The organism is Flavobacterium lipolyticum (genome assembly GCF_020905335.1).
Lineage (GTDB): Bacteria > Bacteroidota > Bacteroidia > Flavobacteriales > Flavobacteriaceae > Flavobacterium > Flavobacterium lipolyticum.
The window spans coordinates 1,756,444-1,782,748 of the sequence record NZ_JAJJMN010000001.1; the positions used below are offsets into that span (position 1 = coordinate 1,756,444).

Annotated in this window: 21 protein-coding genes; 8 read left to right on the top strand and 13 right to left on the bottom strand. The window is 37.6% G+C overall.

The features are described from left to right. Nucleotides 1–50: 50 nt before the first annotated feature. The 3 genes from LNQ34_RS07825 to LNQ34_RS07835 are packed head-to-tail and all read right to left on the bottom strand — an operon-like array spanning nucleotide 51 to nucleotide 4,165. Complete coding sequence (locus tag LNQ34_RS07825; protein WP_229999137.1) at nucleotides 51–2,357, bottom strand: penicillin-binding protein 1A; 2,307 nt, start codon at nucleotides 2,355–2,357, stop codon at nucleotides 51–53. Between the two features lie 10 nt (nucleotides 2,358–2,367). Then, nucleotides 2,368–2,847 carry a gliding motility lipoprotein GldH gene (locus LNQ34_RS07830; RefSeq protein WP_017495853.1) on the bottom strand — a complete coding sequence of 160 codons (480 nt, stop codon included), beginning with the start codon at nucleotides 2,845–2,847 and terminating at the stop codon, nucleotides 2,368–2,370. Further along, nucleotides 2,831–4,165: a PSP1 domain-containing protein gene (locus tag LNQ34_RS07835; protein ID WP_229999138.1), complete on the bottom strand. Its 1,335-nt coding sequence runs from the start codon at nucleotides 4,163–4,165 to the stop codon at nucleotides 2,831–2,833. Before LNQ34_RS07835 ends, LNQ34_RS07830 begins: the two co-directional genes overlap by 17 nt. A 311-nt stretch (nucleotides 4,166–4,476) precedes the next feature. Between LNQ34_RS07835 and LNQ34_RS07840 the strand changes: the two genes are divergently transcribed. Next, nucleotides 4,477–5,841, top strand: coding sequence for a hypothetical protein (locus tag LNQ34_RS07840; protein WP_202700795.1), 1,365 nt, complete (start codon nucleotides 4,477–4,479; stop codon nucleotides 5,839–5,841). 9 nt (nucleotides 5,842–5,850) lie between these two features. Then, complete coding sequence (locus tag LNQ34_RS07845; RefSeq protein ID WP_202700794.1) at nucleotides 5,851–6,423, top strand: hypothetical protein; 573 nt, start codon at nucleotides 5,851–5,853, stop codon at nucleotides 6,421–6,423. Between the two features lie 242 nt (nucleotides 6,424–6,665). Here the strand turns inward: LNQ34_RS07845 and trhO are convergent, their stop codons facing one another. Continuing rightward, nucleotides 6,666–8,024, bottom strand: a complete 1,359-nt coding sequence (gene trhO / locus LNQ34_RS07850; protein ID WP_229999139.1) for an oxygen-dependent tRNA uridine(34) hydroxylase TrhO — start codon at nucleotides 8,022–8,024, stop codon at nucleotides 6,666–6,668. 328 nt (nucleotides 8,025–8,352) lie between these two features. On the opposite strand from trhO, the gene LNQ34_RS07855 reads away from it, so the two are divergent. The 3 genes from LNQ34_RS07855 to LNQ34_RS07865 are packed head-to-tail and all read left to right on the top strand — an operon-like array spanning nucleotide 8,353 to nucleotide 14,052. Continuing rightward, on the top strand, nucleotides 8,353–9,498 hold the full coding sequence (locus LNQ34_RS07855) for an efflux RND transporter periplasmic adaptor subunit (protein WP_229999140.1): 1,146 nt from the start codon (nucleotides 8,353–8,355) through the stop codon (nucleotides 9,496–9,498). Nucleotides 9,499–9,515: 17 nt separating this feature from the next. Then, nucleotides 9,516–12,692: an efflux RND transporter permease subunit gene (locus LNQ34_RS07860; RefSeq protein ID WP_229999141.1), complete on the top strand. Its 3,177-nt coding sequence runs from the start codon at nucleotides 9,516–9,518 to the stop codon at nucleotides 12,690–12,692. Beyond that, on the top strand, nucleotides 12,682–14,052 hold the full coding sequence (locus tag LNQ34_RS07865; protein ID WP_229999142.1) for an efflux transporter outer membrane subunit: 1,371 nt from the start codon (nucleotides 12,682–12,684) through the stop codon (nucleotides 14,050–14,052). The genes LNQ34_RS07860 and LNQ34_RS07865 overlap by 11 nt, the downstream gene beginning before the upstream one ends. Before the next feature lie 163 nt (nucleotides 14,053–14,215). Here the strand turns inward: LNQ34_RS07865 and LNQ34_RS07870 are convergent, their stop codons facing one another. From LNQ34_RS07870 to LNQ34_RS07905, 8 genes are all read right to left on the bottom strand, one after another. After that, nucleotides 14,216–14,626, bottom strand: a complete 411-nt coding sequence (locus LNQ34_RS07870; RefSeq protein ID WP_202700790.1) for a BrxA/BrxB family bacilliredoxin — start codon at nucleotides 14,624–14,626, stop codon at nucleotides 14,216–14,218. 145 nt (nucleotides 14,627–14,771) lie between these two features. Further along, complete coding sequence (locus LNQ34_RS07875; RefSeq protein ID WP_229999143.1) at nucleotides 14,772–15,572, bottom strand: tetratricopeptide repeat protein; 801 nt, start codon at nucleotides 15,570–15,572, stop codon at nucleotides 14,772–14,774. A gap of 3 nt (nucleotides 15,573–15,575) precedes the next feature. Beyond that, nucleotides 15,576–16,763, bottom strand: coding sequence for a lycopene cyclase family protein (locus tag LNQ34_RS07880; RefSeq protein WP_230000584.1), 1,188 nt, complete (start codon nucleotides 16,761–16,763; stop codon nucleotides 15,576–15,578). Between the two features lie 18 nt (nucleotides 16,764–16,781). After that, nucleotides 16,782–17,246, bottom strand: a complete 465-nt coding sequence (locus LNQ34_RS07885; protein ID WP_229999144.1) for a thioredoxin family protein — start codon at nucleotides 17,244–17,246, stop codon at nucleotides 16,782–16,784. Nucleotides 17,247–17,390: 144 nt separating this feature from the next. After that, entirely contained in the window at nucleotides 17,391–19,652 is a 2,262-nt protein-coding gene (locus tag LNQ34_RS07890) for a TonB-dependent receptor (RefSeq protein ID WP_229999145.1), read from the bottom strand. 131 nt (nucleotides 19,653–19,783) lie between these two features. Then, nucleotides 19,784–20,698 carry an NAD(P)/FAD-dependent oxidoreductase gene (locus LNQ34_RS07895; RefSeq protein WP_229999146.1) on the bottom strand — a complete coding sequence of 305 codons (915 nt, stop codon included), beginning with the start codon at nucleotides 20,696–20,698 and terminating at the stop codon, nucleotides 19,784–19,786. A 12-nt stretch (nucleotides 20,699–20,710) separates the two neighbouring features. Continuing rightward, a complete protein-coding gene (locus tag LNQ34_RS07900; protein ID WP_229999147.1) occupies nucleotides 20,711–21,916 on the bottom strand; it encodes a GTP-binding protein in 1,206 nt (401 codons plus the stop codon). Nucleotides 21,917–21,918: 2 nt separating this feature from the next. After that, complete coding sequence (locus tag LNQ34_RS07905; RefSeq protein ID WP_202700781.1) at nucleotides 21,919–22,266, bottom strand: MerC family mercury resistance protein; 348 nt, start codon at nucleotides 22,264–22,266, stop codon at nucleotides 21,919–21,921. Nucleotides 22,267–22,359: 93 nt separating this feature from the next. Between LNQ34_RS07905 and LNQ34_RS07910 the strand changes: the two genes are divergently transcribed. From LNQ34_RS07910 to LNQ34_RS07920, 3 genes are all read left to right on the top strand, one after another. Continuing rightward, a complete protein-coding gene (locus tag LNQ34_RS07910; protein ID WP_017495834.1) occupies nucleotides 22,360–22,752 on the top strand; it encodes a Fur family transcriptional regulator in 393 nt (130 codons plus the stop codon). 74 nt (nucleotides 22,753–22,826) lie between these two features. Beyond that, nucleotides 22,827–24,695, top strand: coding sequence for an Nramp family divalent metal transporter (locus LNQ34_RS07915; RefSeq protein ID WP_229999148.1), 1,869 nt, complete (start codon nucleotides 22,827–22,829; stop codon nucleotides 24,693–24,695). 101 nt (nucleotides 24,696–24,796) lie between these two features. After that, on the top strand, nucleotides 24,797–25,450 hold the full coding sequence (locus LNQ34_RS07920; RefSeq protein WP_017495832.1) for a metal-dependent transcriptional regulator: 654 nt from the start codon (nucleotides 24,797–24,799) through the stop codon (nucleotides 25,448–25,450). Nucleotides 25,451–25,832: 382 nt separating this feature from the next. Here LNQ34_RS07920 and LNQ34_RS07925 read toward each other — a convergent pair whose 3' ends face one another. Further along, the gene (locus LNQ34_RS07925; RefSeq protein WP_202700779.1) at nucleotides 25,833–26,231 is read right to left on the bottom strand and encodes a hypothetical protein; all 399 of its coding nucleotides are present in this window, start codon (nucleotides 26,229–26,231) and stop codon (nucleotides 25,833–25,835) included. Nucleotides 26,232–26,305 lie beyond the last annotated feature (74 nt).

Genomic DNA, 26,305 nt, shown 5'->3' on the forward strand with positions numbered 1-26,305 from the left:
TTCTGTTTCAGAAGATCACAAAAGGATTTACTATTCTAAAAGAACTAAACCTACAGTTCGAATTCGTCTGTATTTTGGTCCGTTTGTGTCGTATCTTTTACCACTGCCGGTCTGCTGTAGCAATCTACCTTTATAGAAAGGTTTGCCGGACGCTCGAACTCGGATTTTGAGACCTGTAATCCCGGGTCGGCATAACACAATTTCATGAAATACCCCCAAATTGGTAATGCGGCTGTAGCTCCTTGTCCGTAAGTCAAACTTTTAAAACGTGCTGAACGGTCTTCACAACCTACCCAAACTCCGGTGACAAGATTTGGCACCATTCCCATAAACCAACCGTCTGACTGATTTTGAGTGGTTCCGGTTTTACCGGCAATAGGGTTTCTGAACATGTACGGGTATCCGGTCCAACGATTGTCACCGCTTCCTCCGCCTTCTGTACGCAAACGTGCACCTGAACCAGTTTCTGTAACTCCTTCTAATAATTTAATTACAGCAAAGGCAATATCTTTGTTTAAAACGTCATGAGATTCCGGAATTGGCTCATAGATCACCTCTCCGCTTTTGTTCTCTATACGGCTTAAAAATTGCGGTTTTACATATACTCCCTGATTGGCGAATGTACTGTAGGCAGCCACCATATCTTCCACCGTAATATCTACGGCACCAAGTGCAATAGAGGGCTGAGCAGGGATTTCGGTTTTTACACCCAATTTGTGTGTTAACTCTACTACAGCTTCAGGACCTGTTCTGTCAATTAACTTAGCCGATACGGTATTGATCGAATTGGCAAGACCTTGTTTTAGAGTTACCATTCCACGGTATCTGTTATCAGAGTTTCTTGGTTCCCAGTCAGCAGTAACATTGTGACGCCCTTTGTGAATCATAAAAGGTCCGTCTAGAATAGAATCGCAAGGAGACATGTTTAATTGCTCAATAGCGGTTGCATAAACAAACGGTTTGAATGTAGATCCTACCTGTCGTGCTCCCTGCCCTACGTGATCGTATTGGAAATATTTATAATTAATTCCACCTACCCATGCTTTAATGTTTCCGGTTTGAGGTTCCATCGCCATTAAACCAGATTGCAGGAAGTGTTTGAAATAACGAATAGAATCAAGTGGTGTCATCACGGTATCACGTTCTCCTTTCCAGGTAAATACACGCATTTTGGTCTTCACTTTAAACGAAGCAATAATGTCTTCATCACTTTTATCCATCTCTTTCATCAGAGCCCAACGCGTCGAATTTTTCATCGCCTGCATTATGATACGATCTGTTTCAGCTTGGGTAATGTTCAGGAAGGGTGCGTTTTTATTGGTTTTCATTTCAATAAAAAATTGCTCCTGCAAATTTTTCATATGTTCCGAAACTGCTTCTTCTGCATGAAGCTGCATTCTTGAATCGATGGTAGTGTAAATTTTTAAACCGTCTTTGTAAATATCGTAATCGGTACCGTCCGGTTTTTTATTCTCAGCCACCCATTTTTTCATGTAATCACGAAGGTACTCTCTAAAGTAAGTAGCGGTTCCTTCACGGTGACTTTCTAATTTGAATTTTAAAGCGATTGGCAATGCCTGATATTTCTCTTTTTGAGACTTCGTTATCATCTTGGCTTTTACCATTTGTCCCAGTACAACATCACGACGGTTTTTTACCCCAACAGGGTTACGCAAAGGATTATAAAGAGATGAATTGTTAAACATACCAACTAAAATTGCCGATTCGTCAATAGTTAAGTCTTTAGGGTCTTTGGAAAAATAAGTCTGAGCTGCCGAACTTACCCCAACAGCATAATTTCCGAAATCATAAACGTTGCAGTACATCGCTAAAATCTCATTTTTGGTATATTGTCTTTCCAGACGAATGGCAATAATCCATTCTTTTATTTTTTGCACTATCCTAAAGGGTAAAAAGCTAGATCCACCACGATGAAATAACTGTTTTGCCAATTGCTGTGTTATGGTACTGGCTCCTCCATTTGTCCCCAAAGAAAAAGCAGCACGTAAAGTCCCTCGACCGTCAATTCCGGAATGCTCATAAAAACGGGCATCTTCTGTTGCCACTAAAGCATCTACCAGATTTTTTGGCAAATCAGAATATTTAAGCTGCGATCTGTTGGTTTTAAAGTACTTACCTATTACCACTCCGTCGGACGAAATGATTTCGGTGGCCAAATTAGAATCCGGATTCTCCAAATCTTCAAAAGAAGGCATTGAACCGAATAAGCCCCATGAGGCAAATAAAAAGAAGGCGAGAACTCCTAATAAACTATAGGCAAAAATTCTCCAGAACTTCTTTTTGTAGTAATTAATATCTTTAACGCTATTGGATTGATTGTTTTTCTTAGCAGCCATAACTATTTTTCTAATCTTTTTGTTCTATTCTAAAACCAACATCTGTAATACCTTCTAAAGTCTGAACTCCCGGAATTTTCCCTGATTCTCTGACTGCTTGTTTGATATGTACTTTGTATTTCCCTCTAAACTTTACGTTTTCTTTGTAAAACAGCTTACTTTCTTTAATGTCTGTAAAGCCATTCCCCATCAGGCTACCGTCGGGATTTGCCATTTGATATTCTAAAGTATCCACTTTGGTAAAACCGCTTGGTGTTTCGATAGCTACGATCAAAAACAAATTATTGAACGGATAATTGTTGTTGTCTCTCAAATTTACAAACAGGTTGTATCTTTTGGTCGAATCTAAAACCGGTAAATCAAAGGTTACAATACTGTCTTTGTTCCAGGCACTTCCAACAGATTTGTATTCGTCGAATACTCTTTTTTTATCGCAGGAAAAAAGGAGTATTGCTGACAAAAGAAGAATTCCACTACTTTTTATTCTCATTTTTAGTAATAATTATAGGTTTTCTTGGCTCGGCTGGCTTTTTATCGTTCGAATTTTTGGGTTTGTTCGATTGATTTTGTTTGTTTTGTGGTTTATTCGATTTATTCGGATTGCCACCAGCCGGCTTGTTTGTATTATTATTGGCTTGCTGCGGTTTGTTCGGAGCAGCCACAACTGCATTCTCCGCATTTGGTTTGCGTTTACGACTTGGCTTTTTCTTTCTTTTTGGCTGATCAAAACGGGTTAAACTCTCCTGCCCCATTGCATTGTTAAAGTCTTTCTCAGGTTCAGAAGTTACCTCAATAGCAAAATCTTCCAATGAAGAAACTTTGTTTTTTTGTTTGTTTTCGGCAATAATTTCTTTTACCTGATCGATTTTTAAAACATGCCAGTTCGCAAAATTATTGGTATACGCAAACCACATCAGACCTTTAAAAATATCTTGTTTCTGGCAAATAGCATCTCCTTTTTCGGTTACCAATTTGGTATCGTAATCCGGAAAGTCTTTTAGCGCATCCATGTAAGTATCTAACTCATAGTTCAAACAGCATTTTAGTTTTCCGCATTGTCCGGCCAACTTTTGAGGATTCAGTGAAAGCTGTTGGTAACGTGCTGCCGAAGTATTCACACTTCTAAAATCGGTTAACCAGGTTGAACAGCAGAGTTCACGTCCGCAAGAACCAATTCCTCCCAAACGGGCTGCCTCCTGACGGAAACCAACCTGTTTCATTTCGACTCTGGTACTGAATTCTTTAGCAAAATCTTTAATCAAAAGTCTGAAATCGACTCTGTCATTTGCCGTGTAATAAAACGTAGCTTTCGACCCGTCTCCCTGGAATTCAATGTCAGAAATTTTCATTTCCAGTTTATGCTGAATAGCCAATTCACGTGCACGAACTTTCATTGGTTCTTCACGATCACGTGCTACAGACCAGATATCGATATCTTTCTGTGAAGCTTTTCTGTAAATTTTAGGAACTTCATTGCTTTCAGGATTTACTCCTTTTTTCTTCATTTGAATTTTTACCAATTCTCCTGTCAAAGTTACAATTCCAATATCATGTCCCGGTGAAGCAACAGTTGCTACAATATCACCAATACTTAACGTTAATTTTTCTGAATTTCTAAAGAATTCTTTGCGTCCGTTTTTAAAACGAACCTCAACACAATCAAAAATCGCCTCTCCATTGGACGGACTCATGTTTGCGAGCCAGTCAAAAACCGTCAATTTATTGCAGCTATCGGTGCCGCAAGTCCCATTATTTTTACAACCCTTTGGTGCACCACCATCTGAGGTTGAACAACTTGTACATGCCATAATTATATATGTAGTGTCGCAAAAATGCGACTTAAGTTCATAAACGTTTGATCGGTAAAGATAGTATTTTTTTTAGTTTGCTTTTTATGCATTAAAACTAAAGGGATGTTAAATGAACAAATGTCTCATTTTTAATCAAAAACACATTTTTTAGTCTCTTAAATCCATCTTTTCTAACTCATTTCACGCCACTTTTAGAGGCTTTTCCCTACAATTTTATTCTTTAAATATCAAATCATATATTTTTTCTTATAAAAAAACTTCTAAATACTTTTGCTTTAAATTTATTCAGTTTTAATAAAAATAATATAATGAAAAAACACCCTTACAATCTGTTAACGATTGTTCTGTTATGCTTACTAATCTTCAGCTGTTCTCCTGAAAATGATTACACCAGTATTGAAAAACAGGAATCAGCATTACTTATCCGCTCAAAAGAATGGTTAAACTCAAAACACACTATCAATGAAAAAGATGTACTTTGGAACTCCGCAACCCTCTATCAACAAAGCGCAGAAAACTCTTTTGTTGCCATAATTCCGGTAAAATCTTCCAACTCTTTTCTTTTACAAAAAATTATTTTGGACATCAATGATTATAATATTACAGGAAAATTATGGAGCTTTGATTTTAAAGATTCACAAGAAATAGAGGATCTGCAAAAAATAGCCACACACAAAATACTAGAATCGTTTACCGGTGAGTTAAGAATTACTAACTTAGAGACCATGGATACGAGAAAAGATAATTATAAACAAGGGATAGCCAATGGTAATAATCTCTTTTCGAAATCAAGTGGAGCGGGTGTTTGCAATAACTGCCACGGAGACGAAGGCGCTATTAAACTAAACGAGGTAGTTGTAACAGGTCCTGGAGGCAGTCCCTGGCCCAACCCTATTACAAATCCTGTAAATCCTCCAATAGTACCAATCGGTGGTGGTTCTAGTGGCGGATCGGCAAATTGGAATAGGGTGGAACAAATTAAAGACAACAATCTGGATCCTTGCGGAAAATCAGCTCTTGAAAAACTAAAAAATTTAAAACAAAATGACATTACCAAGATGTTACAACGTTTTGGAGGTCCAATCTCTCCTTATGATGTTACTATGCAAAAAGGACCAGTATTAGGAGGTCCATCCGTTTTTGGGCAAACTATCAAATTGTCTGATAACAATTATCAAATTACAATTAATCAGGATTATCTAAATGGAGTTATAGACTCAGAACCAAACTCACCTCCAACGGATTTATCAGTAGCAACAACACTAATTCACGAAATAATACATGCTTATTTTTTAAGTATTATCGATCAACAAAAATCAACCGGAAATTCTTCGTTATCCGATTTTCCAACTTTATTTGAAGCTTATGTACGAAGTACTAATCCCGGATCTCCGTCAAATGACATGGCTGATGCACATCATGCTGAAATTGCAAATCGCTATGTTGACATAATGGCTTCTGCCTTACAGGAATTTAACACCGGAACACCTGTTGCCTCAGGTGCAGCTCAACAAATGTACAAAGACTTAGCATGGGGTAGCTTGCAAGGCACTCCAATTTATAACGCTAAACTATCAACTGCTGATAAGGACAGAATTGCGCAACGTAAAACGGTAGAAGCCAGAAACAAATCCAGAGGAAACCAAAATCCCCAAGGAAAACCATGTAATTAGAAAACAATTATGAAAAGAAAGATCTTAATTTTAATAGTATTCCAGGCATTACTACTTTCATGCTCATCTATTAACCATAGCAGGTACGAATCAATTAATACTTTCCTTAAAACAAAAATTACAAATAATGAAAGCATAATTATCATAAAAGACAAAGCAGATCTTCGCAATGCTTTACGCATATTTTATGGTGGGGACAAAACGGCTGAAGTCCAGAAAAACTACAGAAGTTCATTATTTGATCAAAAAAGTTATGACATTATGCTTGAAACTTATTCCAATGACACCATTAAAAAATACTGGAAACCAAAAGATTTTCCTGGATTTGATTTTATTTTTGAAAATAGATTGGGAATGTGGAACACAAAATTTCTGGATAAGTATGAAAACAAACCAGGACTTGTATTCTCAATATCTGACCCTGTTTTTTATAAAAACAAAAAATATGTTTTGTTTTACTTTTCACGTGGATCAACTGCTGATATAGAAGGTCTCATTCATGAAAACAAAACTATAATCATGCAGAAAGTGAAAGGAAAATGGCAGGTCTACGACCAGGTCGAAGACTACATATTCCATTAATAATCAATACCCTGTAATCAAAATTACAGGGTATTTAATTTTATCGCAACACAATTGCGTTATTTAAGTTCATTCTTTTTAATTAGAAAAACAACCAGAATCCGTTTACCACATAAAAAAATCCTGTTTTATAAAGTAAACCGTACAGGTTTTTGAAACCTGTGCGGTTTGTTGTTTTCGGAGTATAAAAAAAACCTAACAGCATTAAAATCTGTTAGGTTTTCTAATAATTAAGTCAGTGCTTAATCCAGAATCTTATATATTTTATCTGACAATCTAACTCTGAAAGGAACTTCAAAAGTAACTTTATCACCCATTTTAGCGATTGAAGTTTCGGCTCCGTCAACAATCAGTCTTTCTAAAACCAATTCCTGATTACCGGTCGTTGGTCCCGAAATTAAGATTTTATCACCGCTGTTTAACTCTTGGTTTTCAATCGTAAACTGTGCCACCTGGGCTTTTACATAATAATGCTCTGCTTTTCCAAGAAGTACTTTTTTTACTTTTACTTTCTGACGAATGTCAACAGGTTTTTCTGCTGCAGCCAAAGCTGTATTGGGTAAATCACCTGAATGTTTGAATTTCAAATTTTCCGATTTTCCTTTTCTGAAAACTTTGTTTCCAACTTGTTTTCCGGTTCTCAATCGAACCTGATCGACTAAAGGCATGTGGATGATTTCCAGACATTCTGTTGAACAACAATTTTCCATTGCCGATTTACATTCATCACACTGAATAAACAATAAATGACAGCCGTCATTTTCACAATTGGTATGATTGTCACAAGGTTTTCCACATTGGTGACATTGCGAAATAATATCTTCTGTAATTCTTTCCCCTAAACGATTATCAAACACAAAGTTTTTTCCGATGAATTTGCTTTCCAGGCCTTCTTCCTCAATTTGTTTAGCGTAATTGATGATACCACCTTCTAATTGATAGACATTTTTAAAACCCTGGTGTTTAAAATAGGCACTTGCTTTTTCGCAACGAATTCCTCCGGTACAATACATCACAAGGTTTTTATCTTCTTTATGATTTTGAAGCTGTTCGTTGATGATTGGTAAACTTTCTCTAAAAGTTTCAACATCGGGAGTAATTGCATTTTTAAAGTGCCCTACTTCACTTTCGTAGTGATTTCTAAAATCAACCACAATTGTATCAGGATCGTCAAGAATGGCATTAAATTCTTTGGCTTTCAGGTGAACGCCAATATTGGTTACATCAAAAGTTTCGTCATTCAAACCATCGGCGACAATTTTGTGACGAACTTTGATGGTTAGTTTTAAAAAGGAATGATCATCATGTTCTACGGCTTCATTCAAACGGATGCCTTTCATGAAATCGTATACTTCCAGAGTTGTTCTAAAAGCCTCCAAATTTTCGGCAGGAATACTCATTTGAGCATTAATACCTTCATTAGCCACATAAATTCGGCCTAAAGCATCAAGCTTGTTCCAGGCAATAAATAAATCGTCGCGAAATTTTTTGGGATCTTCAATTTTGGCATACGCATAGAAAGACAACGTTAATCGTTGTTTACCGGCATCATCGATCATGATAGCTCTTTCTTCTGCGCTCAAAGTGTTATACAGTTGCATGCTATAAACAGTTTTAAGTTAAGAATAAGTTTGATTTTTTTTAAATCTAGTGCAAAAGTACCAATTATTTTTAGATTAAAAATGCTATTAACATTTCATCTCATTTTTTCATCTCAGAAAAAAGGCCCAATTTTATAGATGCTTGTTATTTTATCATTCAAAAGCTCGTCCTGTTTCTGTAAAAGGTTAATCCAAATACCGTCGTATCCAAACAGAGCAGCTGCGGATATTCTTTTTTTCACTTTTTGCTAAAAAAATGTTAACTTAGCAATGCACATATTTGGTTTCTAGTTAGTTGAATATTAATACATTTTAATATAAATTAAAAATGAACAAAATTTATCCTTCTGCAATCCTACTCCTTTTCTTTCTTTCAGCCTGTAAAAAAGAAACTCCGCCACCGCCCAAACCTCTTGAAATTTCAGTTCTTACTGTTTTAAATCAGGATGTAAATGTAGAATCTGAATACACCGGACAGACTTATGGCCTGTCAGACATTCAGATAAATCCTCGTGTTGACGGTATTATTATGAGTCAAAATTTTAAAGAAGGTGGTTTTGTTACCAAAGGACAAGTATTGTACACTATTGACCCACTTCCTTATAAAACCAAAATGGACGAAGCCGCAGGGGCACTGGCAGAATCGCAAGCCAGTTTGGCAAAAACCAAAGCCGATTTAGACATGATAGCGCCATTAGCAAAGATAAATGCTGTTAGTCAAAGAGAGTTAATTTCGGCTAAATCAGCCTATAGTGCGTCTCAGGCTAAAATTAAAGCGTCTCAGGCTTCTTTGGAAAATTCAAAAATCGAACTGAGCTATTGCCGTATTATCGCACCAATTTCTGGTTTAATCGGAATATCAAAAGTAAGAGTAGGCGATTATGTGAGACCTGGTGCGGCATCAGTTCTCAATACAATCTCCGACTTAGGTGATGTCAGGGTCCGATTTACGATGAGCGAACAGGAATTTCTTCGTTTGTTTAGAGAATTCAACAAACCTAATTCTTCTTTAAAAGGTTCCGGCGCTGTGGTTTCTCTGAAATTATCCGACGACTCTGTTTATCCTGAAACGGGTAAAGTCAGTTTCGCCGACAGACAGATTGATCCTTCTACGGGCGCGATAACCTTTGAAGCGGCATTTTCAAATCCTGACAAATTATTACGTCCGGGACAATATGTAAAAATCGGATTGCTTACCGACATTCGTAAAGATGCGATCGTGATTCCGCAACGTGCTGTTATCGAAGTACAGGGTATTTATCAGGTTTACGTATTAGGCAAAGACAATAAAGTCAACATGCAAATCGTAAAACCGGGACCGGCTGTAAAAGATGGTTATGTAATAGAAGACGGCTTAAAACCTGGAGATAAAATAGCCATGGGAGGTACGTCTTTACTAAAGAATGGAAGTGTTATTACACCAAAAGTAATTCAATGGCAATTAGGTCAGACACAAGCTGCGGCAACTAAATAACTTATACACCACGTATCATGGGAGAATTTTTCGTTCGAAGACCAATCGTTGCTATAGTAATGAGTATTATTATTGTGATACTCGGGTTACTGGCATTACAAAAAACGCCTATTTCGCAATACCCCGACATTAATCCGCCAGTTGTTAAAATCAATACGAGTTTTACAGGTGCCAATGCGTTGAATGTTGAACAAGCTGTTGCTACACCTATTGAGCAAAAAGTAAATGGTGTAGAAAATATGCTGTACATGAAATCTACCAATACTTCTGATGGTGCCTGTACCATTGAAGTAACTTTTGATGTGGGAACAAATCTGGACAATGCCAATATGCTGACTCAAAACCGGCAAAATCAATCTTCGCCTTTTATGCCTTCCAGTGTAAAACAACAAGGGGTTGTGGTAAAAAAGTCCTTATCGTTTCCGATGATGCTGTTTACTGTCACCTCAAACAATCCGAAATATGACGCTAAATTCTTAAACAATTATGCGAGTATCAATATTGTAGATCAGCTGGCTCGTATAAAAGGTGTTGGAGAGGTTGCTCTTTTTGGAGGCAGTGACTATTCGATGCGTATCTGGTTAAAGGCCGATGTCATGAGCAAACTGGGAGTTACGGTTGATGATGTAAAAAATGCGCTGAACGCCCAAAACATGATTAGTCCCGGCGGAAAATTCGGGGCTGAACCTGCGCCACCGGGTACTGAGTTTACTTATGGTGTTACGCTTCAGGATCGTCTGGTAACGGAAAAACAATTTGGAGAAATCGTTGTTCGAAGTAAAAAAGACGGGGCACAGGTTTTACTCAGCGACATTTCCCGAATTGAACTGGGAACCGAGAATTACAGTTCGTCTGCACGACGAAACAGTTCGCCAAGTGCGGTAATGGCAGTTTATCAAATGCCCGGAAGTAATGCGCTTGAAGTAGCTGAACTGGCCAAAAAAGCCATGAAAGACCTTTCTGAAAAATTCCCAAAAGATATCGAATATCAGGAGTCACTCGATACGACTCTTGCCATTACTGCCGGAGTGGAAGATATTGTTCACACCCTCTTTGAAGCGGTTATACTGGTAATTCTGGTGGTGTTCATCTTTCTGCAAAACTGGCGTGCTACCTTAATCCCTTTAATAACGGTTCCTGTTTCCTTAGTGGGAACCATTGCCGTTTTTCCTTTATTAGGATTTTCGATAAACACACTTTCACTCTTAGGATTGGTATTGGCTATTGGTATTGTAGTCGATGATGCTATTGTTGTGGTAGAAGCCGTTATTCATCATATCGAAAAAGGCAAAAGTCCGCGGGAAGCTACCATTCAGGCAATGAAAGAAGTATCGGGTCCTGTAATTGCCATTGCCTTAATTTTGATTGCTGTTTTTGTACCGGTTGCCATGACTCCGGGAATCACGGGTCGTTTTTATCAGCAGTTTGCCATCACTATTGCGGTATCGGTAGCGTTCTCAGCCCTTAGTGCCTTGTCTTTAAGTCCTGCCTTATGTGCCATGTTATTAAAACCGACCAAACCAATTGAAGAACAAACCGGATGGCTGGCCAAATTTTTCGCCGGTTTTAACCGAATTTTCGAAAAAGTTACCGGAAGATATCTAACAGGAGCTACTTTTTTTGCCAAAAAATCAATGCGAATTGTAGTCTTACTGGCCGTAATCATGGCTGCCGTTGTAGTATTAGGCAAAAAAATTCCGTTAGGTTTTATTCCCGAAGAAGATCAGGGTTATGTATTAGTCAATATGTCACTACCTCCAGCCTCTTCCTTACAGCGTACAGATGAAATATCGCGAAAAGTAGACCGTTTTTTAAAAGAAGAGAAATCCATACTATCCTATACTACGATCAACGGGTTTAGTATGCTTACCAATTCTTACCAGCCGAACAGTGCCTTTATTTTCATCTCATTAAAACCCTGGGAAGAAAGAGATGAAACTTCTAAACAATTTGTGGACCGCTTAAACAAAAAATTTGCGACTCAAATCACCACTGCTTCCGTATTCGGATTTGGTCCTCCGGCCATTCAGGGTCTGGGTGCTTCCGCAGGTTTTAGTTTAATGCTGCAGGACAAAGGGGGTAATACTCCACAATATTTAGCCGAACAGACTCAGGCGTTTATAGCCGCCGCTCAACAGCGTCCGGAAATAAAACGAATCTATACCACTTTTAATGCCGGTTCTCCACAAATCAAATTGGATATTGATAACGACAAAGCCATGAAACTTGGTGTTCCGGTCTCGAAAGTTACCGAAGCTTTAGGTGCCTTTTTAGGGGGAAGTTATGTAAATGACTTTAATCGTTTTGGACGTCAATACAAGGTTTTCATACAAGGTGAAGCCGTCAATAGGGTAAAACCCGAAGATTTAAACCTGATTTATATCAGAAATAATGATGGTGATATGCTTCCTATTTCCACATTGGTAACCGCTTCAAAGGTTATGGGCCCTGATTTTACCAATCGTCTCAATCTGTTCCGATCTGCCGAAATCGGCGGAAGTCCGAATGACGGTTACAGTAGTGCGCAAGCTTTAGAAGCTTTAGAAGAAGTAGCCAAACAAACCCTGCCGGCGGATATGGGTTACGATTACATCAACCTTTCGTATCAGGAAAAACATTCTCCCGGCGGAAGTTCTGTATTTATCATGGCACTCGTATTTGTATTTCTAATTCTGGCCGCACAGTACGAAAGTTGGAAGTTACCTTTCAGTGTCTTGCTTGGTGCGCCCTTTGCCGTTTTTGGTGCCTTTTTGGGACTGCTATTAGCCCGAATCGGAAGTGATGCTTATGTCAACAATGTTTTTGCTCAGATTGGGTTAGTGCTCTTAATCGGATTGGTTGCCAAAAATGCGATCCTTATTGTCGAATTTGCCAAAGAAGAATACGAAAAAGGAAAACCGCTGTACGAATCGGCTATGGTCGCTGCAAAACTTCGTTTCCGACCGATTCTAATGACGGCCTTTGCTTTTATTCTTGGTGTTGTTCCGCTCTTAACGGCTACGGGTGCGGGCTCTCAGGCACGTATTGTAATGGGAATGGCAGTATTTAGCGGTATGTTAATCGCCACCGTTTTGGGGGTATTAATTGTACCTGGCTTGTTTGTCATGATTGAAAACATCGGAAAAAAGAAAAAAGATACTATCGCAACGACGGAAAATAATAAGGACTCTAATACCACTGGCCATGATGATTAAGAAATATAAAATAATAGCCATTATCCTTCTACTCTTCTTATTGCCTGTAGGCTGTATGGTGGGGCCTAAGTATAAAAAGCCGGAACAGCTAAAGTCTGATTCTTATCAAAACGAACGAAATTTAGACAGTCTCGCCACGGTCGTCAACTTAAAATGGTTTGATTTATTTAATGATGATGTTTTAAAAGACCTGATTACAAAGGGGCTTCAGAATAATTATGATTTAAAAATTGCGGTTACCAGAATTGATCAGCTTAGGGCCCAACTAGGATACTCTAAAACAAATCTATTACCCTCTTTTCAATATGGAGCAACCATAAACAGCAACGAAAAAAATCTGACGCCGTCAAATGTCAGTGCAAACATGTCCTGGGAAATTGATTTTTGGGGAAGATACCGTCATGAAAATAAAGCGGTACAAAATGAACTTCTGGCTACTGAGGAAGCCCGTAAAGTTGTACTTTCAAATATTGTGAGTGATATTGCTACGGCTTATTTTCAGTTGCGAAATTTCGACGATCAGTTAGAGATCGCACAGCATACCCTTTCTACCCGGGAAAAATATTATGAAATTATAAACCAAAGATTCAAAAGCGGTTATATCTCTGAGGTAGACAAAGCACAAATCGAACAACAGGTCGCGATCGCCGAAGCAACTATTCCTAACATTAAAAGACAGATAACGATTCAGGAAAATATTATTTCCCTTCTTACCGGTCAGCTTCCATCACAAATTCCCAGAGGAAAATCCAATACCGAATTGCGAATTGTAAGCGAAATACCGTTATCAATTCCGTCCGCTTTACTGGAAAACAGACCTGATGTGAAAGCGGCAGAATTAAAATACAAAGCTTCCAATGAAAGAATCGGAACCGCCCAGGCGATGCGCTTTCCTTCTTTTAACCTCGCAGCAATTGCAGGATTCGCCAGCGCCGATTTAAGCAATTTGTTTTTAGGAAGTTCTTATTCGCAAAATGCTTCTGCGGGAGTTACCGGTCCTATATTTGCTTTTGGAAGAAACAAACGCAGAGTAGAAATATACAGACAACAGGCTGAAGAACTCAAGTTTACCTATCAAAAAACGTATATTTCTGCGGTTAATGAAGTAGAACAATCTATTCAGAACATCAAAACCTACAAAGAAGAATGGAACGCCCGAAACCGACAGGTTAATGCGGCTTTAATAAACTATAAACTGTCCTACGAAAGATATGACAGCGGTTATGTTTCTTATCTGGAAGTTTTAGATGTCGAAAGCAACTTGTTTCAGGCGCAATTAAGTCTTTCACAGTTGTCTGAAAGACAATTAAGTTCGATGGTGCAATTGTACAAAGCCCTTGGCGGGGGATGGAATCCGTAAAGGTTCTGAGTTACTAAGATTCTAAGGCACTAAGGTTTTAAAACCTTATAAAACAACAAGAAGCACTATGAAAATAGTGCTTCTTGTTATAACTCTTTATACCTCTGTCACTTTGAGTCTAAAACCTTAGAACCTCAGCAACTCAGAATCTTAGTCCCTTAAATTAACAAAACTCGTTAAAAGCGTCTCTCAAATTCTCAGCGATTAATTCAGCCGGACGACCTTCGATGTGGTGACGCTCTAACATGTGAACTAATTCTCCGTTTTTGAACAAAGCCATAGATGGCGATGATGGAGGAAAAGGGAACATATGTTGTCTTGCAGCATCAACTGCATCTTTGTCAACACCAGCGAAAACTGTAATTAAGTGATCTGGTTTTTTAGCGCCTTCTAAACTCATTTTTGCTCCCGGACGTGCATTTCTTGCAGCACAACCACAAACAGAGTTTACAACAACTAAAGTGGTACCTTCAGCTTTGATAGCATTATCTACTGCTTCTGCACTATGTAAATCTTGAAAACCAGCAGCTGTTAATTCAGCCTCCATAGGTTTTACCATTTCTTGTGGATACATATTTCTTATTTTTAAATTTTACTTTTGATTTGCAAAGTTACAAAGTTTACCCGCAACTACTTAATTTGTGGTATAAAGTTTTGTTATAGTTCAATTGATTTAGTCGAAAGCTGTAAAGCCATAAAAAATAAACACCTAAAACAATCTATTGTTTGGTGAATTTCTTCTGATATGGATAAGTCTCATAAATCGTATTGTCTTCATTAAGAGAAAACCCCTTAGCAGCATCATCTCTCGCAATGCCAACCAAAGCGACGACTTCTTCTCTTGGTTTACCCTGCTTTAACCAGCAAACCGCTTTATAATATTTCACATCCGAAAATTCAGGATATACTTTGAGCGCTTTATCAAAAATAACAAGTGCTTCGTCCCATTTCTTGAGCTCGTATTTGGCAATTCCCTGATAAAAATACGCTGTAGGATGTTCTAATTGTTGTCTGTTTTTATAAATGTCATTTACATAATCGTCAAACAGCTTTTCGGCTTTATTGTATTCATTCAATTGCAGATAACAAAGTCCTATATAAAAACTATAGGTATGATCCATGACATAACTGTTTCCGTAAAGTTTAATGCATTCTTCAAAATCAACAATCGCACTTTTATACGTTTTCGCAAAAATACATTTTATAAAAGCCCGGTACGGAAGCCATTCTTGTTTATTATAACGAACGGCTTTATCCAGAAAAGGCATTCCGACTTCGTATTTCTTGCATTTAAAATACGGCATTGCTTTTTGTTGCCACAGATAAGCTATTGTGCTATCTTTTTTTAGACCTTCGTCGATGCAATTCTGCCATTCCGCCATTTCAAAAGTATAATTGTACTTATAGGCACAACTGTCTAAGTATTTGACCTGAATAGCATCCTGAGCTTTATTTTTGGATACTTGTGCAAAAGAGATAATCGAAAAAAAGAAACTGAATCCTAAAATAGTGTTTTTCAAAGGTTATTGGTTTAAGTTAAATTTATTTGGCAGAAAAATCACTCTAAATAACGCTTTTATAAATGGCACTTTAGGACACTTTAAAATAACTTTAACATCCTCGATCAAAGTAGTTTCTTCGTCTAAGAATTTAAAAATCAAAGACGGATTTCCTTTTTTGAATAATGAGGAAAAAATACCGCTTCCCAATTCATTATGGCGATACAGAATGTCCAAAAGCAGTAAATCATAAAACCAGAATCGGCTTCTTTTATGAAAGGCGGTCATCCTAATTGATGTCGAAGAATAGAGAAACTCCACCAAATCAGCTGATTTTTTATCAGCACTTTTAAAAGTATAACCTGTACTGGCTTTGGTCCACCCTCCGGCAGTTCCAATATTTAGAACTCTTTTAGTATTCTTCTTCCAGAACGGATAACAAGTCATCGGGATGCTTCCCTGCTCCTTCTCTACAATATCATACTGCTCAATACCTCGTTTTTCTAAATAAATCTGAATCTCGTTTTCATAGTCCGTCGTTGAAAGCAAGTTCTCCGAAAATAAAGTATATTCAACCAAAGCTTCGGTTTTAGAAACAGGCAGTACATACATAAATCTAGTGTTCCCTTTTTGTTCCACCGAAAAATCCATGAAAGTAGCCTGTTCCGGATTGAAGACTTCTTTTTCGGTTTTCACATACCAACCTACAAAATGCTGTTGCAGAACGGGATATTTCGTTTGACTTAATGCAGTCGATGAGGTATAAATACTATTCAGTAAATAATTACAAGTATACCTATTCTCTTCTGAACCTACAAAAACATGGGTTTCAAGTTCGTTGATATCAGTTACTTTCTCATTTAAAAAAGTGATATTGGAATGTTTAGACAACTCTTCAAAAACAAAATCATAAAAGTCCAATCCCCGAATTTGATTGTATTGATAAGGTTTGAAATTTAAATCACGTTTGAAATTTTCATTGGCAAACAAAGCCGAATCCCATTTTTTAAGAACAATCGAACTCCAGACTGAATCTCCTTTTTCCCAAAAACACCAGGTTCGGTCATTGGTCTTTTTTACGTCCTGATCCAGTAATAATATCGATTTATCCGCAAAATTCCCTGACAATACCATTTTGTAAACGGTCATCAAAGCTGCTAAACCCGTTCCGGTAAAAATGTAATCGAAGTGTTTGATTTGCGAAGAATTCATCCTCAAAAATAAGAAATTTTATTTTTGAAGCTTTTCCAAAAGCAGTTTAAAATCGGTAGGCTTCAAGTAACTGTTATACTGAGCAATAATTTCATACTCCTCATTCAAAACACATAAAACCGGATACACAAGCTGTCCGTTTATGGTGCCAAGCTGCAAAGCCAGTTCATGGACACCCACATTGTTTCCTGAAGGCTTGTATTTAAAAATGTGTTTGTTAAAGGTAATCGCTCTCTTTGCTTCGGCATTCAAATCGATGAAGTAGAAGTCTGAATTGAGTTTTTCATTCACTTCCTGATTTTTAAACGTCGTATTTTTCATTCTCTGGCAATACTGGCACCAATCGGTGTGAATGAAAACAATGATTTTTCGTTTTTGAAATTGCGCCAAACTATCCACCTCCTCAAATGTTCTGCTTTTTAACTGGCAGAAACCGCTTGAAGTTATACCGAAGAAGAAAATAAGTAGAAATAGCTTTTTCATTGTTTTGTTTTTTTTCAACAGAATGTAAAGGATTGCTCTTCTGCCACGAATTCACGAATTAAATTGTAAATCTTTATCTAAAAAAAGGGCAATTCGTGAATTCGTGGCAAATAAAAAACATTTATGAATCTGTGAATCACAAATTTACCTAAAACTGTATCGCAATCCTAAAAACCCTCGAATCGTTTGGTTTTGTCCGTAAACATAAGTGGTATCAAAAGTTAAACCGTATGGATTATCCGGTGTAACCAATACTTTTCCCGCCGAATCGTACTGTACATTTTTATCAAAAGGATCATTCGTTCTCGAAATCAAAAACGGATTATTTTGTTTCGGAGTAAAGTTCAGTAGATTTTTGATTCCCCCGTAAAGTTCAAAATTCTTCCAGCCTGTAAACGTAAACTGAATATTCTGAATGCTGTACCAAGGTGAATTTGGATTTCTCGGATCGTACTCATTCAACAAGGGCAATTTCATCGGACTGTAAACATTTCCGGTGTAATCCAGCACTAAATTCCAAGGGTTTATTTTATACGAGACACTCCAGGTTCCGGTAAATCTTTCGGTTAAGAACGGTCGCTGTGAAATTTTGTCCTGAACATTTTTATTGTCTAAAACGGTTGCTCCTAAAATAAACTTTAAACCATTGGTGAAATTGACATCGATATTCGTACTGATTCCCTGACTGAGAGCATAACCATCGATATTGTCGTAAATGATTTTATTGGGATCGGTTTCGTAGTCTGAAATGATTTTATTACTGAAACGGGTATAAAAAGCCGTTGTTTCGATTCCGACAAAAACTCCGCTGTCAAAGTTTATTTTCTGAATATAATTCAAATTAACATTTACTGATTTTTCCGGTTTTAAATCACTTTTAAGCACCACATCTCGTGATCCCGTAAGCGCTGCATGATCTTCGGTAAACAAATTCACCACTCTAAATCCTGTTCCGGCATTTAACCTGAAAATCGTATTTTCATTTGCCTTAAAACGATACGCAAATCGGGGTGTAAAAATAGAACCATGAATAGAATTATAATCGTATCGCGCCCCTAACAAAACCTGACTCTTTGGAGAAAACGTTATTTCGTCCTGAACAAAAATTCCCGGCAACCAGGTTTTTTCGGCAATTTTTGTTGCCGGCGTATTGTCGTCGTAATAGGAATATCGGCTTGCTATTCCGGCAAGGAAATCATTACTGCCAATCTTTTTATCCCAGGTTAACTGCAGGAACCCTATTTTTTGATTCGCAATATACGATGTTGTTCCGTAACGGCTGTCCTGATAATGTACATTCCCCGAGAACGATAGCATCAGTTTTTCTTCAAAAGGCAGTTGGTAACTTCCAATTAATTCTCCCCTTTTCGTATAAATACTTTCACCGTAAATTTCATCACCTCCACGGTATTTTCTTTCCCAACGAACATCTCCTCCCCAACGGTCTTCATACATACCACGTGCTGCTATGGTAAAAAGACGGTTGTCGTTTCGATGAAAACTCCATTTATTAAAAACCGAAATCCTTTTAGAAAGCGTCACATCGGTGAAATTATCGTTGTCTTTATCGATAATCTGATCGTAATTGAAATAGTTAACTCCTAAAAGTGAAGTCGCCTTTTTACCGGCATTAAATTTCATTCCCAAATCGAGATTATTTTCTAGATACGTTGTTGTAAAATAATCTGCCGAAAAAACCGGAGCATTCGTTGGGTTCTTAGTTATAATATTAATTAATCCCCCAACAGCCTCACTTCCGTAAAGAGAAGAAGCCGGACCTTTTACAATCTCAATCCTTTCCACCAGAGAATTCGGAATTCCGGACAAGCCATAAACAGTTGAAAGGCTGCTGACAATTGGCATTCCATCGATCAAAACCAAAGTATACGGGCCTTCGAGACCGTTTATATGAATATCTCCCGTATTACAAACGCCGCAATTCAACTGTGGACGGACGCCGTTTATGTTTTGAAGCGCATCGTAAATACTCGGTGTTGGATTCTTCTTAAAAAACACAGGGGAATAAACCTCAACCGGAACAGCACTTTCCAAACGTTTAACTGCTTTTAAAGTTCCCGAAACCACTACTTCATTCAATTGATTGTCTGTATCGTCCAATTCAAAATCATACGTTTGAACAGCGCCCTTTGTAACGTCGATTTTCTTTTTTGAAGTCCGAAAACCTACCAGTGAAACCTGAAGCGTATAATTTCCAACCGGTACATTTTCGAAGTTATAATATCCTAAACTATCCGTTACCGATCTGTATTTTGTTCCCAATAAATGTACGTTTGCCAACTGCAATTCATGGCCATCACCTGAAATAATTCCGGAAACAGAACTGGTTTCCTGAGCAAATGAAAACTGCAGACAAAAGAAAAGCAGCATCAAAAATAGTTTTTTCATTATTATAAAATTAAATTTAGACAAAACTAAAAATTAAATTTGACAAATAGTGTTCCTAACGCAAAAAACTTTGATCTAACTTCAATTCAAGGTTTTGCAGCTATTTTAATCACATGGAAAGCTTATCCGATTTAACCTAAAAATGACTCATCAATCAGTTCTTTATTAATCGAAGCCCCGGCAAAAGATCCTGAAGAAACAGCCATAGCAACAGATCGCGCCTGAATATGACAATCACCACTGGCAAAAACTCCGGGAATTGTTGTTTTTTGAAACGCATCTACTTTCAACAAACCTTGTTCTGTCAATTCACAGCCTAAAGCTTCCGGAAGTGGGCAATGTTGCTCAAAAGGCGCTCTGAAATAAATAGCTTTTACTTCAATTGTAGCTTGACTTTTGAAAATAAGCTGCTGAATATTTCCATTTTCCTGTTTTACGGCAGCAATTTCATCTTCCATAACCTTAATTTTATGTTGTAGTAAAATTTGAGATTGCGCTGTGGTAAAAGCTGATTTTCCGTTCGTTAAGACTCTTAAATCCTCCGTCCAGTTCGAAATGAGTTTAGCATATTCAAACCCTATATCACCATTAGCGATAATCGCTGTTTTTTCCTTTTTGACTTCATAACCGTGACAATACGGACAATGCAATATCGAAATTCCCCAGCATTCGCTAAAACCTTCCATTTGGGGTAGTAAATCTTTTATTCCGGTTGCGAACAATAACTTTTTAGAAATGAACACTTTTCCGGATTCTGTTTTGATTTCAAATCCATCTTTTGTTTGAATTGCCCGAATCGCTAATCCGTTATAAAAATGAACGGTATCGTAAAAATCAACCTGAATTAAAGCTTTCGCCGAAATAACGGCAGGTTTTTCACCATCCTGTGTGATAAAATTATGCGAATAAGGCGTTTGTCGGTTACAGGGCAAACCACTGTCTATCACCAAAACCTGTCGCAAAGAACGCCCCAGACTCATCGCTGCCGAAAGCCCGCTATAACTGCCGCCAATAATTATAACATCGTATTTATTTTTATCTCTCACTATATTCTATTTTTAAGAAGTTCTTGGTATGGGAAATAGATCTTTCTTCGGGAAAAATCCGTCCTGATAATCTACAATTTCATCATTTGTACAAAGGCACTTTTCAAGCTCTTTCAGGATTTCTGTTTCTTTTATTTTCTGACCAATAAAAACAAGTTCATTGAGTCTGTCGCCGAAATTAGAAGTCCATCGTTCTTCTATAATATCCTGAAATTCAACAAAATTATTAAAGGTCATTCGTTCGCTTAGCGGCATACTTGCCCACCAGACTCCGGCTCCTTCGGCTTTCATTGATCCACCGGACTGGCTCCAGTTTATCGCTTGTTCCGGTCGGGATGCCATCCACAGCAGTCCTTTACTTCGAATGATGTTGGCGGGAAAATCGGATGTAAAAAAATTCCACAACCGATTGGGATGAAAAGGTCTGGGATCTCGAAATACAAAAGAACTAATTCCATATTCTTCAGTTTCAGGTGTATGAATACCTTCTAATTCCCGAATCCAACCCGCTGAATTTTCGGCTTCTTCATAATTGAATAATCCGGTGTTCATAATTTCGTTTGGATTTACTTTGCCTGAAACCGAAGTGATTATTTTCGCCACAGGATTTAGCTTTTGAATAGAAGCTCTCAAAAATTCTAATGATCTGATACTAACGAGATCCGTTTTATTCAAAATGATAACATTAGCAAATTCTACCTGATCTACCAGAAGGTTGACGATCGTTCTATTGTCATTTTCAAGATCGGATAAGTTTTCCTCCCGCAGTGTTTTGGCCGAACCAAAATCTTTAAAAAAGTTAAAACTATCTACAACGGTCACCATGGTATCGATGTAACTGAATCTGGACAAGTCAATATTTTCCTCTTCGTTCACAAAAGAGAAAGTCTGGGCTACCGGAATGGGTTCGCTGATACCTGTACTTTCGATAAGCAAATAATCAAACCTGCTTTCTTTGGCCAGTTTTTCGACTTCAAGCATTAAATCTTCCCGCAAGGTGCAGCAAATACAGCCATTCGTCATTTCAACCAGTTTTTCTTCGGTTCTGGACAAGGTATGCTCCTTCTTCACGAGCTGCGCGTCTATATTAACTTCACTCATATCATTTACGATAACAGCAACTTTAAGGTTTTCTTTGTTGTGAAGAATATGATTGAGAAGAGTTGTTTTTCCTGCGCCAAGAAATCCGCTTAAAACGGTTACGGGTAGTTTTTTCATTACTAAATGTGTTTGTGTTTTTTATAATTTAGAAGATGTCCGATAATCATTCCGATCCCGCCAATAAAAATCAGATCCAAATGAATATCCAGTATCATTTCACTCAAAATACTGATCCAAATCAGAGATATCGATAAAATCAAAGTTGTAGCGACTAAAAGACTTGATTTTTTAATAATTTTGAGGATTGCAATTAAACCTATTAAGGCAAAGGTCAAATCGATAAATGGATTATGACTAATACCCAAAGGCAAAATAGTAAGTAGCGGAAATATCAGACAATGAACCAGACAAATGGCAGCACTTGAGATTCCTAATATATCGTAAAAAGGCGTCGTTGTTTTCTTCATTTTCAGTACATTTGCTTAATGCAATTATGTTGCAAATATAGAACTTTATTTTTAATGCAACATTGTTGCGTTAATTTTTTTAATGCTTTAAAAATGAAAACAACAAGAAATACAGCAGCAAAGACAGCGGTTTTAGAGATTTTTGACAAATCTAAAACAGCCTTGTCCCACACCGAAATTCACAAACAGATTGATGATTTGTGTGACCGTGTGACCGTTTACAGAATATTAGACCGGTTAGTAAATGAAGATATCGTTCATAAAATTGTGAATCTTGACGGTACCGTAAAGTATGCCAAATGCCATCATCATGCTCAAAGAGTACACATTCACAACCACGCTCATTTTAGCTGTGAAAAATGTCTCGAGGTCACTTGTCTGGAAAATGTAAAACCTAGCTACATTATTCCGCACAATTATAAAGTAAATGAGATAAACTTCACCTTGTCAGGATTGTGTCCGAACTGTTTGAATTCAAACAATTAAGTTTTAGACTTGTCTAAAAATATTGTTGTGCAGATATAATTTATCCCTATATTTGTTCAAACAACATTTTTACAATGACCAAATCTTTAGAAGAAGTACACCAATCGGTTGCTACACAACATAAAAAAAAAGGATTTAGAAAAATATTAGCCTTTTTAGGACCGGCCTACCTGGTAAGTGTCGGTTATATGGACCCCGGAAACTGGGCGACAGATATTGCCGGCGGAAGTCAGTTTGGGTATTCTTTACTTTGGGTTTTACTAATGAGTAATTTGATGGCGTTGCTGCTTCAAAGCTTAAGTGCAAGGCTTGGAATTGTGACCCAACGTGACTTGGCTCAGGCATCACGGGAGACTTACTCCAGGTCTATCAATTACATTTTATATTTTTTAGCCGAAATTGCTATTGCAGCCTGTGACCTTGCAGAGGTTCTGGGAATGGCGATTGGAATTAATCTTCTTTTCGACATCCCTTTAATCGAAGGAGTTTTAATCACGGTATTGGATACTTTCTTATTACTATTCCTGATTAACAAAGGAATCCGAAAAATGGAGGCTTTTATTATTGTATTGGTGGCGATCATTGGATTCTCTTTTATATTTGAAATGATTTTTGCAGAACCTGAACTGGATAAAGTTATTTATGGTCTGGTTCCTTCAATTCCAAGTTCTGCCGCTTTGTACATTGCCATCGGAATTATTGGTGCCACGGTGATGCCTCACAATTTGTATTTACATTCGTCACTCGTACAAACCCGAAAATTCGACAGGACTCCGGCTGGAATCAAACAGGCATTGAAATACAACTTTATAGATTCGACCATCGCCTTAAACCTGGCCTTTTTTGTAAATGCGGCCATTCTGATCCTTGCAGCTGCTACCTTTTACAAAAACGGAATGTTTGAAGTGGCTGAAATTCAGGATGCGCATCAATTTCTCGAACCTTTACTGGGAACTAAATGGGCGCCTATTTTATTTGCGGTGGCTTTAATTGCTGCGGGGCAAAGCTCAACCGTGACCGGAACTTTAGCGGGTCAGATTGTAATGGAAGGATATTTGAATTTACGCATCCAGCCTTGGGTTCGAAGAATTATAACACGACTAATCGCTATTGTACCTGCCGTTGTGGTGATTTTAATTTATGGAGAAAGCGTAACAGGGAAATTATTGATTTTAAGTCAGGTTATCCTGAGCTTACAGCTTGGTTTCGCGATTATTCCGCTGATTCATTTCGTGAGCGATAAAACCAAAATGAAAGGTTTTCATATTTCAAGAACGACACAGGTCGCCGCATGGATTATTGCTTCGATTATAGTAACTCTCAATGCAAAGCTGGTGTATGACGAAATCACTTCGTGGCTGCAAAACTCTGATAACCCAACCGTACTCTGGTTGACAGTCGTTCCGCTCGCCTTCGGATTTCTGACTTTATTGCTGTACATTATTTTCAAGCCTTTTGTCACTAGAATAAAATCAAATATCGAGAATCATTCCCCGCATCATTTAAAACTGGTCTATACGCCGAAAGAAAGTTATGGCAAGAAAAATATAGCGATTACAGTCGATTTTTCTAAGGCCGATGAAGCTGCACTAAACAATGCCTTTGAACTGGGCGGAATCGACGCGCAATACACCTTAATTCACATCGTTGAAACTGTTGGAGCTTTGATGTATGGAGGCAATGTCGACGATCATGAAACGACTATCGACGAAAAACTATTATCAGAATATAAAGAGATGCTGTCCTCAAAAGGTTTCAAAATCGAAACGGAACTAGGCTTTGGAAAACCCAACAGTGTGATTCCGGAAATCATCAATCTTGGTAATTTCGACATTTTAGTAATGGGAACCCATGGCCACACCGGACTAAAAGATATTTTGTTTGGCACAACGGTAGACAAATTGAGACACAAAATTTCTATACCTTTGCTAATTGTTAAATAAAGTGGCTAAGGTTCTAAGTCGCTAAGGTCCTCAGGTTTTTAGAGTCCTTTAACTTAGCAACTCAGAACCTTAGAACCTTAGAACCTTAGAACCTCAAAAAAATGACTTTTTCAGAAGAAAACTACCTTAAATCCATATACCACCTTACGGCTTCAAACGATGCTGAAGTGAGCACCAATGCCATTGCCGAAATGATGGAAACCAAAGCTTCATCAGTTACCGATATGCTTAAAAAATTGTCGGAGAAAGATTTAGTGAATTACAAAAAGTATCAAGGAGTTTCATTGACTGAAAACGGGAAACTAGCCGCCAAAATGATTGTTAGAAAACATCGCTTATGGGAGGTTTTTTTAGTAGAAAAACTCAGCTTTTCCTGGGATGAAGTTCATGATATTGCCGAACAGCTGGAACACATCAAATCGGAACAACTGATTAATCGTCTGGATGATTTTCTGGGAAACCCTACAGAAGATCCGCACGGAGACCCAATTCCCGATGCCAACGGACGAATCGTCAAAATCGAGAAACAATTGCTTTCAGAATTAACAGAATATCAAACCGGAGTTTGTGTGGGAGTAAAAGATACTTCCTCGGAGTTTTTAAAGTATCTGGACAAACAAGGAATTGCTTTGGGCTCTAAAATTGATCTTTTATCGAAAGAATCGTTTGATTTGTCCGTTAAAATTAAGGTGGATGGACGGGAATTGTCTATTTCGAATAAAATTGCCTCAAACTTGTTTGTAAAGCTGGTTTAGAGGTTTATTATTCGCTATGGATAAAGATTTTTTTAGATCTCCATAAATGGGCCGAGCCTATGGCTCTCAATTCTGTGGGAATTTATCGTTTGGACGGATTAAAATCCGTCCCTACAAAATTAAAGAACGAGCCTATGGCTCTCTTTTAATCATATCTTCAGAAAATTTCAGAGAAATGATAAATGATGTCGCAATAGATTTTAATTCGATAATCTGGAAACACACCATACAATTAAAGTTCCAAAGGAACGGAACATATTGTAGCAACGGATTTTAATCCGTTGACCCAAAAAATGCAAAAAAACAATATAGTTCCATCGGAACCAGGCCTTTGCTTCAAACCATTTCTCTACAAAATAACCGTAACGATAAATAGTATCCTTTAAACTATCCCTTTCTCGATCATTTCCAGCATAACCGGAGAAGCGTTTTTAAACGTTGGTGGCTGTTCGATAATACTTCCAGCATTCTTCTTGTTCACCTTAAAAGTCAAATCATTATCTGTGGTAAACAGTAAAGCTGTTAAAAATGGATTTTTAATATAAGTTCCTAATACCAATAGTGCTTCGTCTAAGGTATGAACGCTTTCAACTTCTTCGGTTTTATATCTGGTTGTTAAAGAAATAGAGAAGGTATTATCCTCATTCAAAACTAAACGAAAATAAATATTCTTAATCTCGGTATCGCCCATTGTTTTGGCCAAAGTCAATTTTGCGAAGGTTCCCGCCTGGATGCTTTCTTTAACTCGTTCACAAAAAAGGGCAAATATTGGTTCGTACATTTTTTTAAGGTTCTAAGATTCTGAGATGCTGAGGTTTTTTACCGCAAAGTTCGCTAAGATTTACGCAAAGGGCA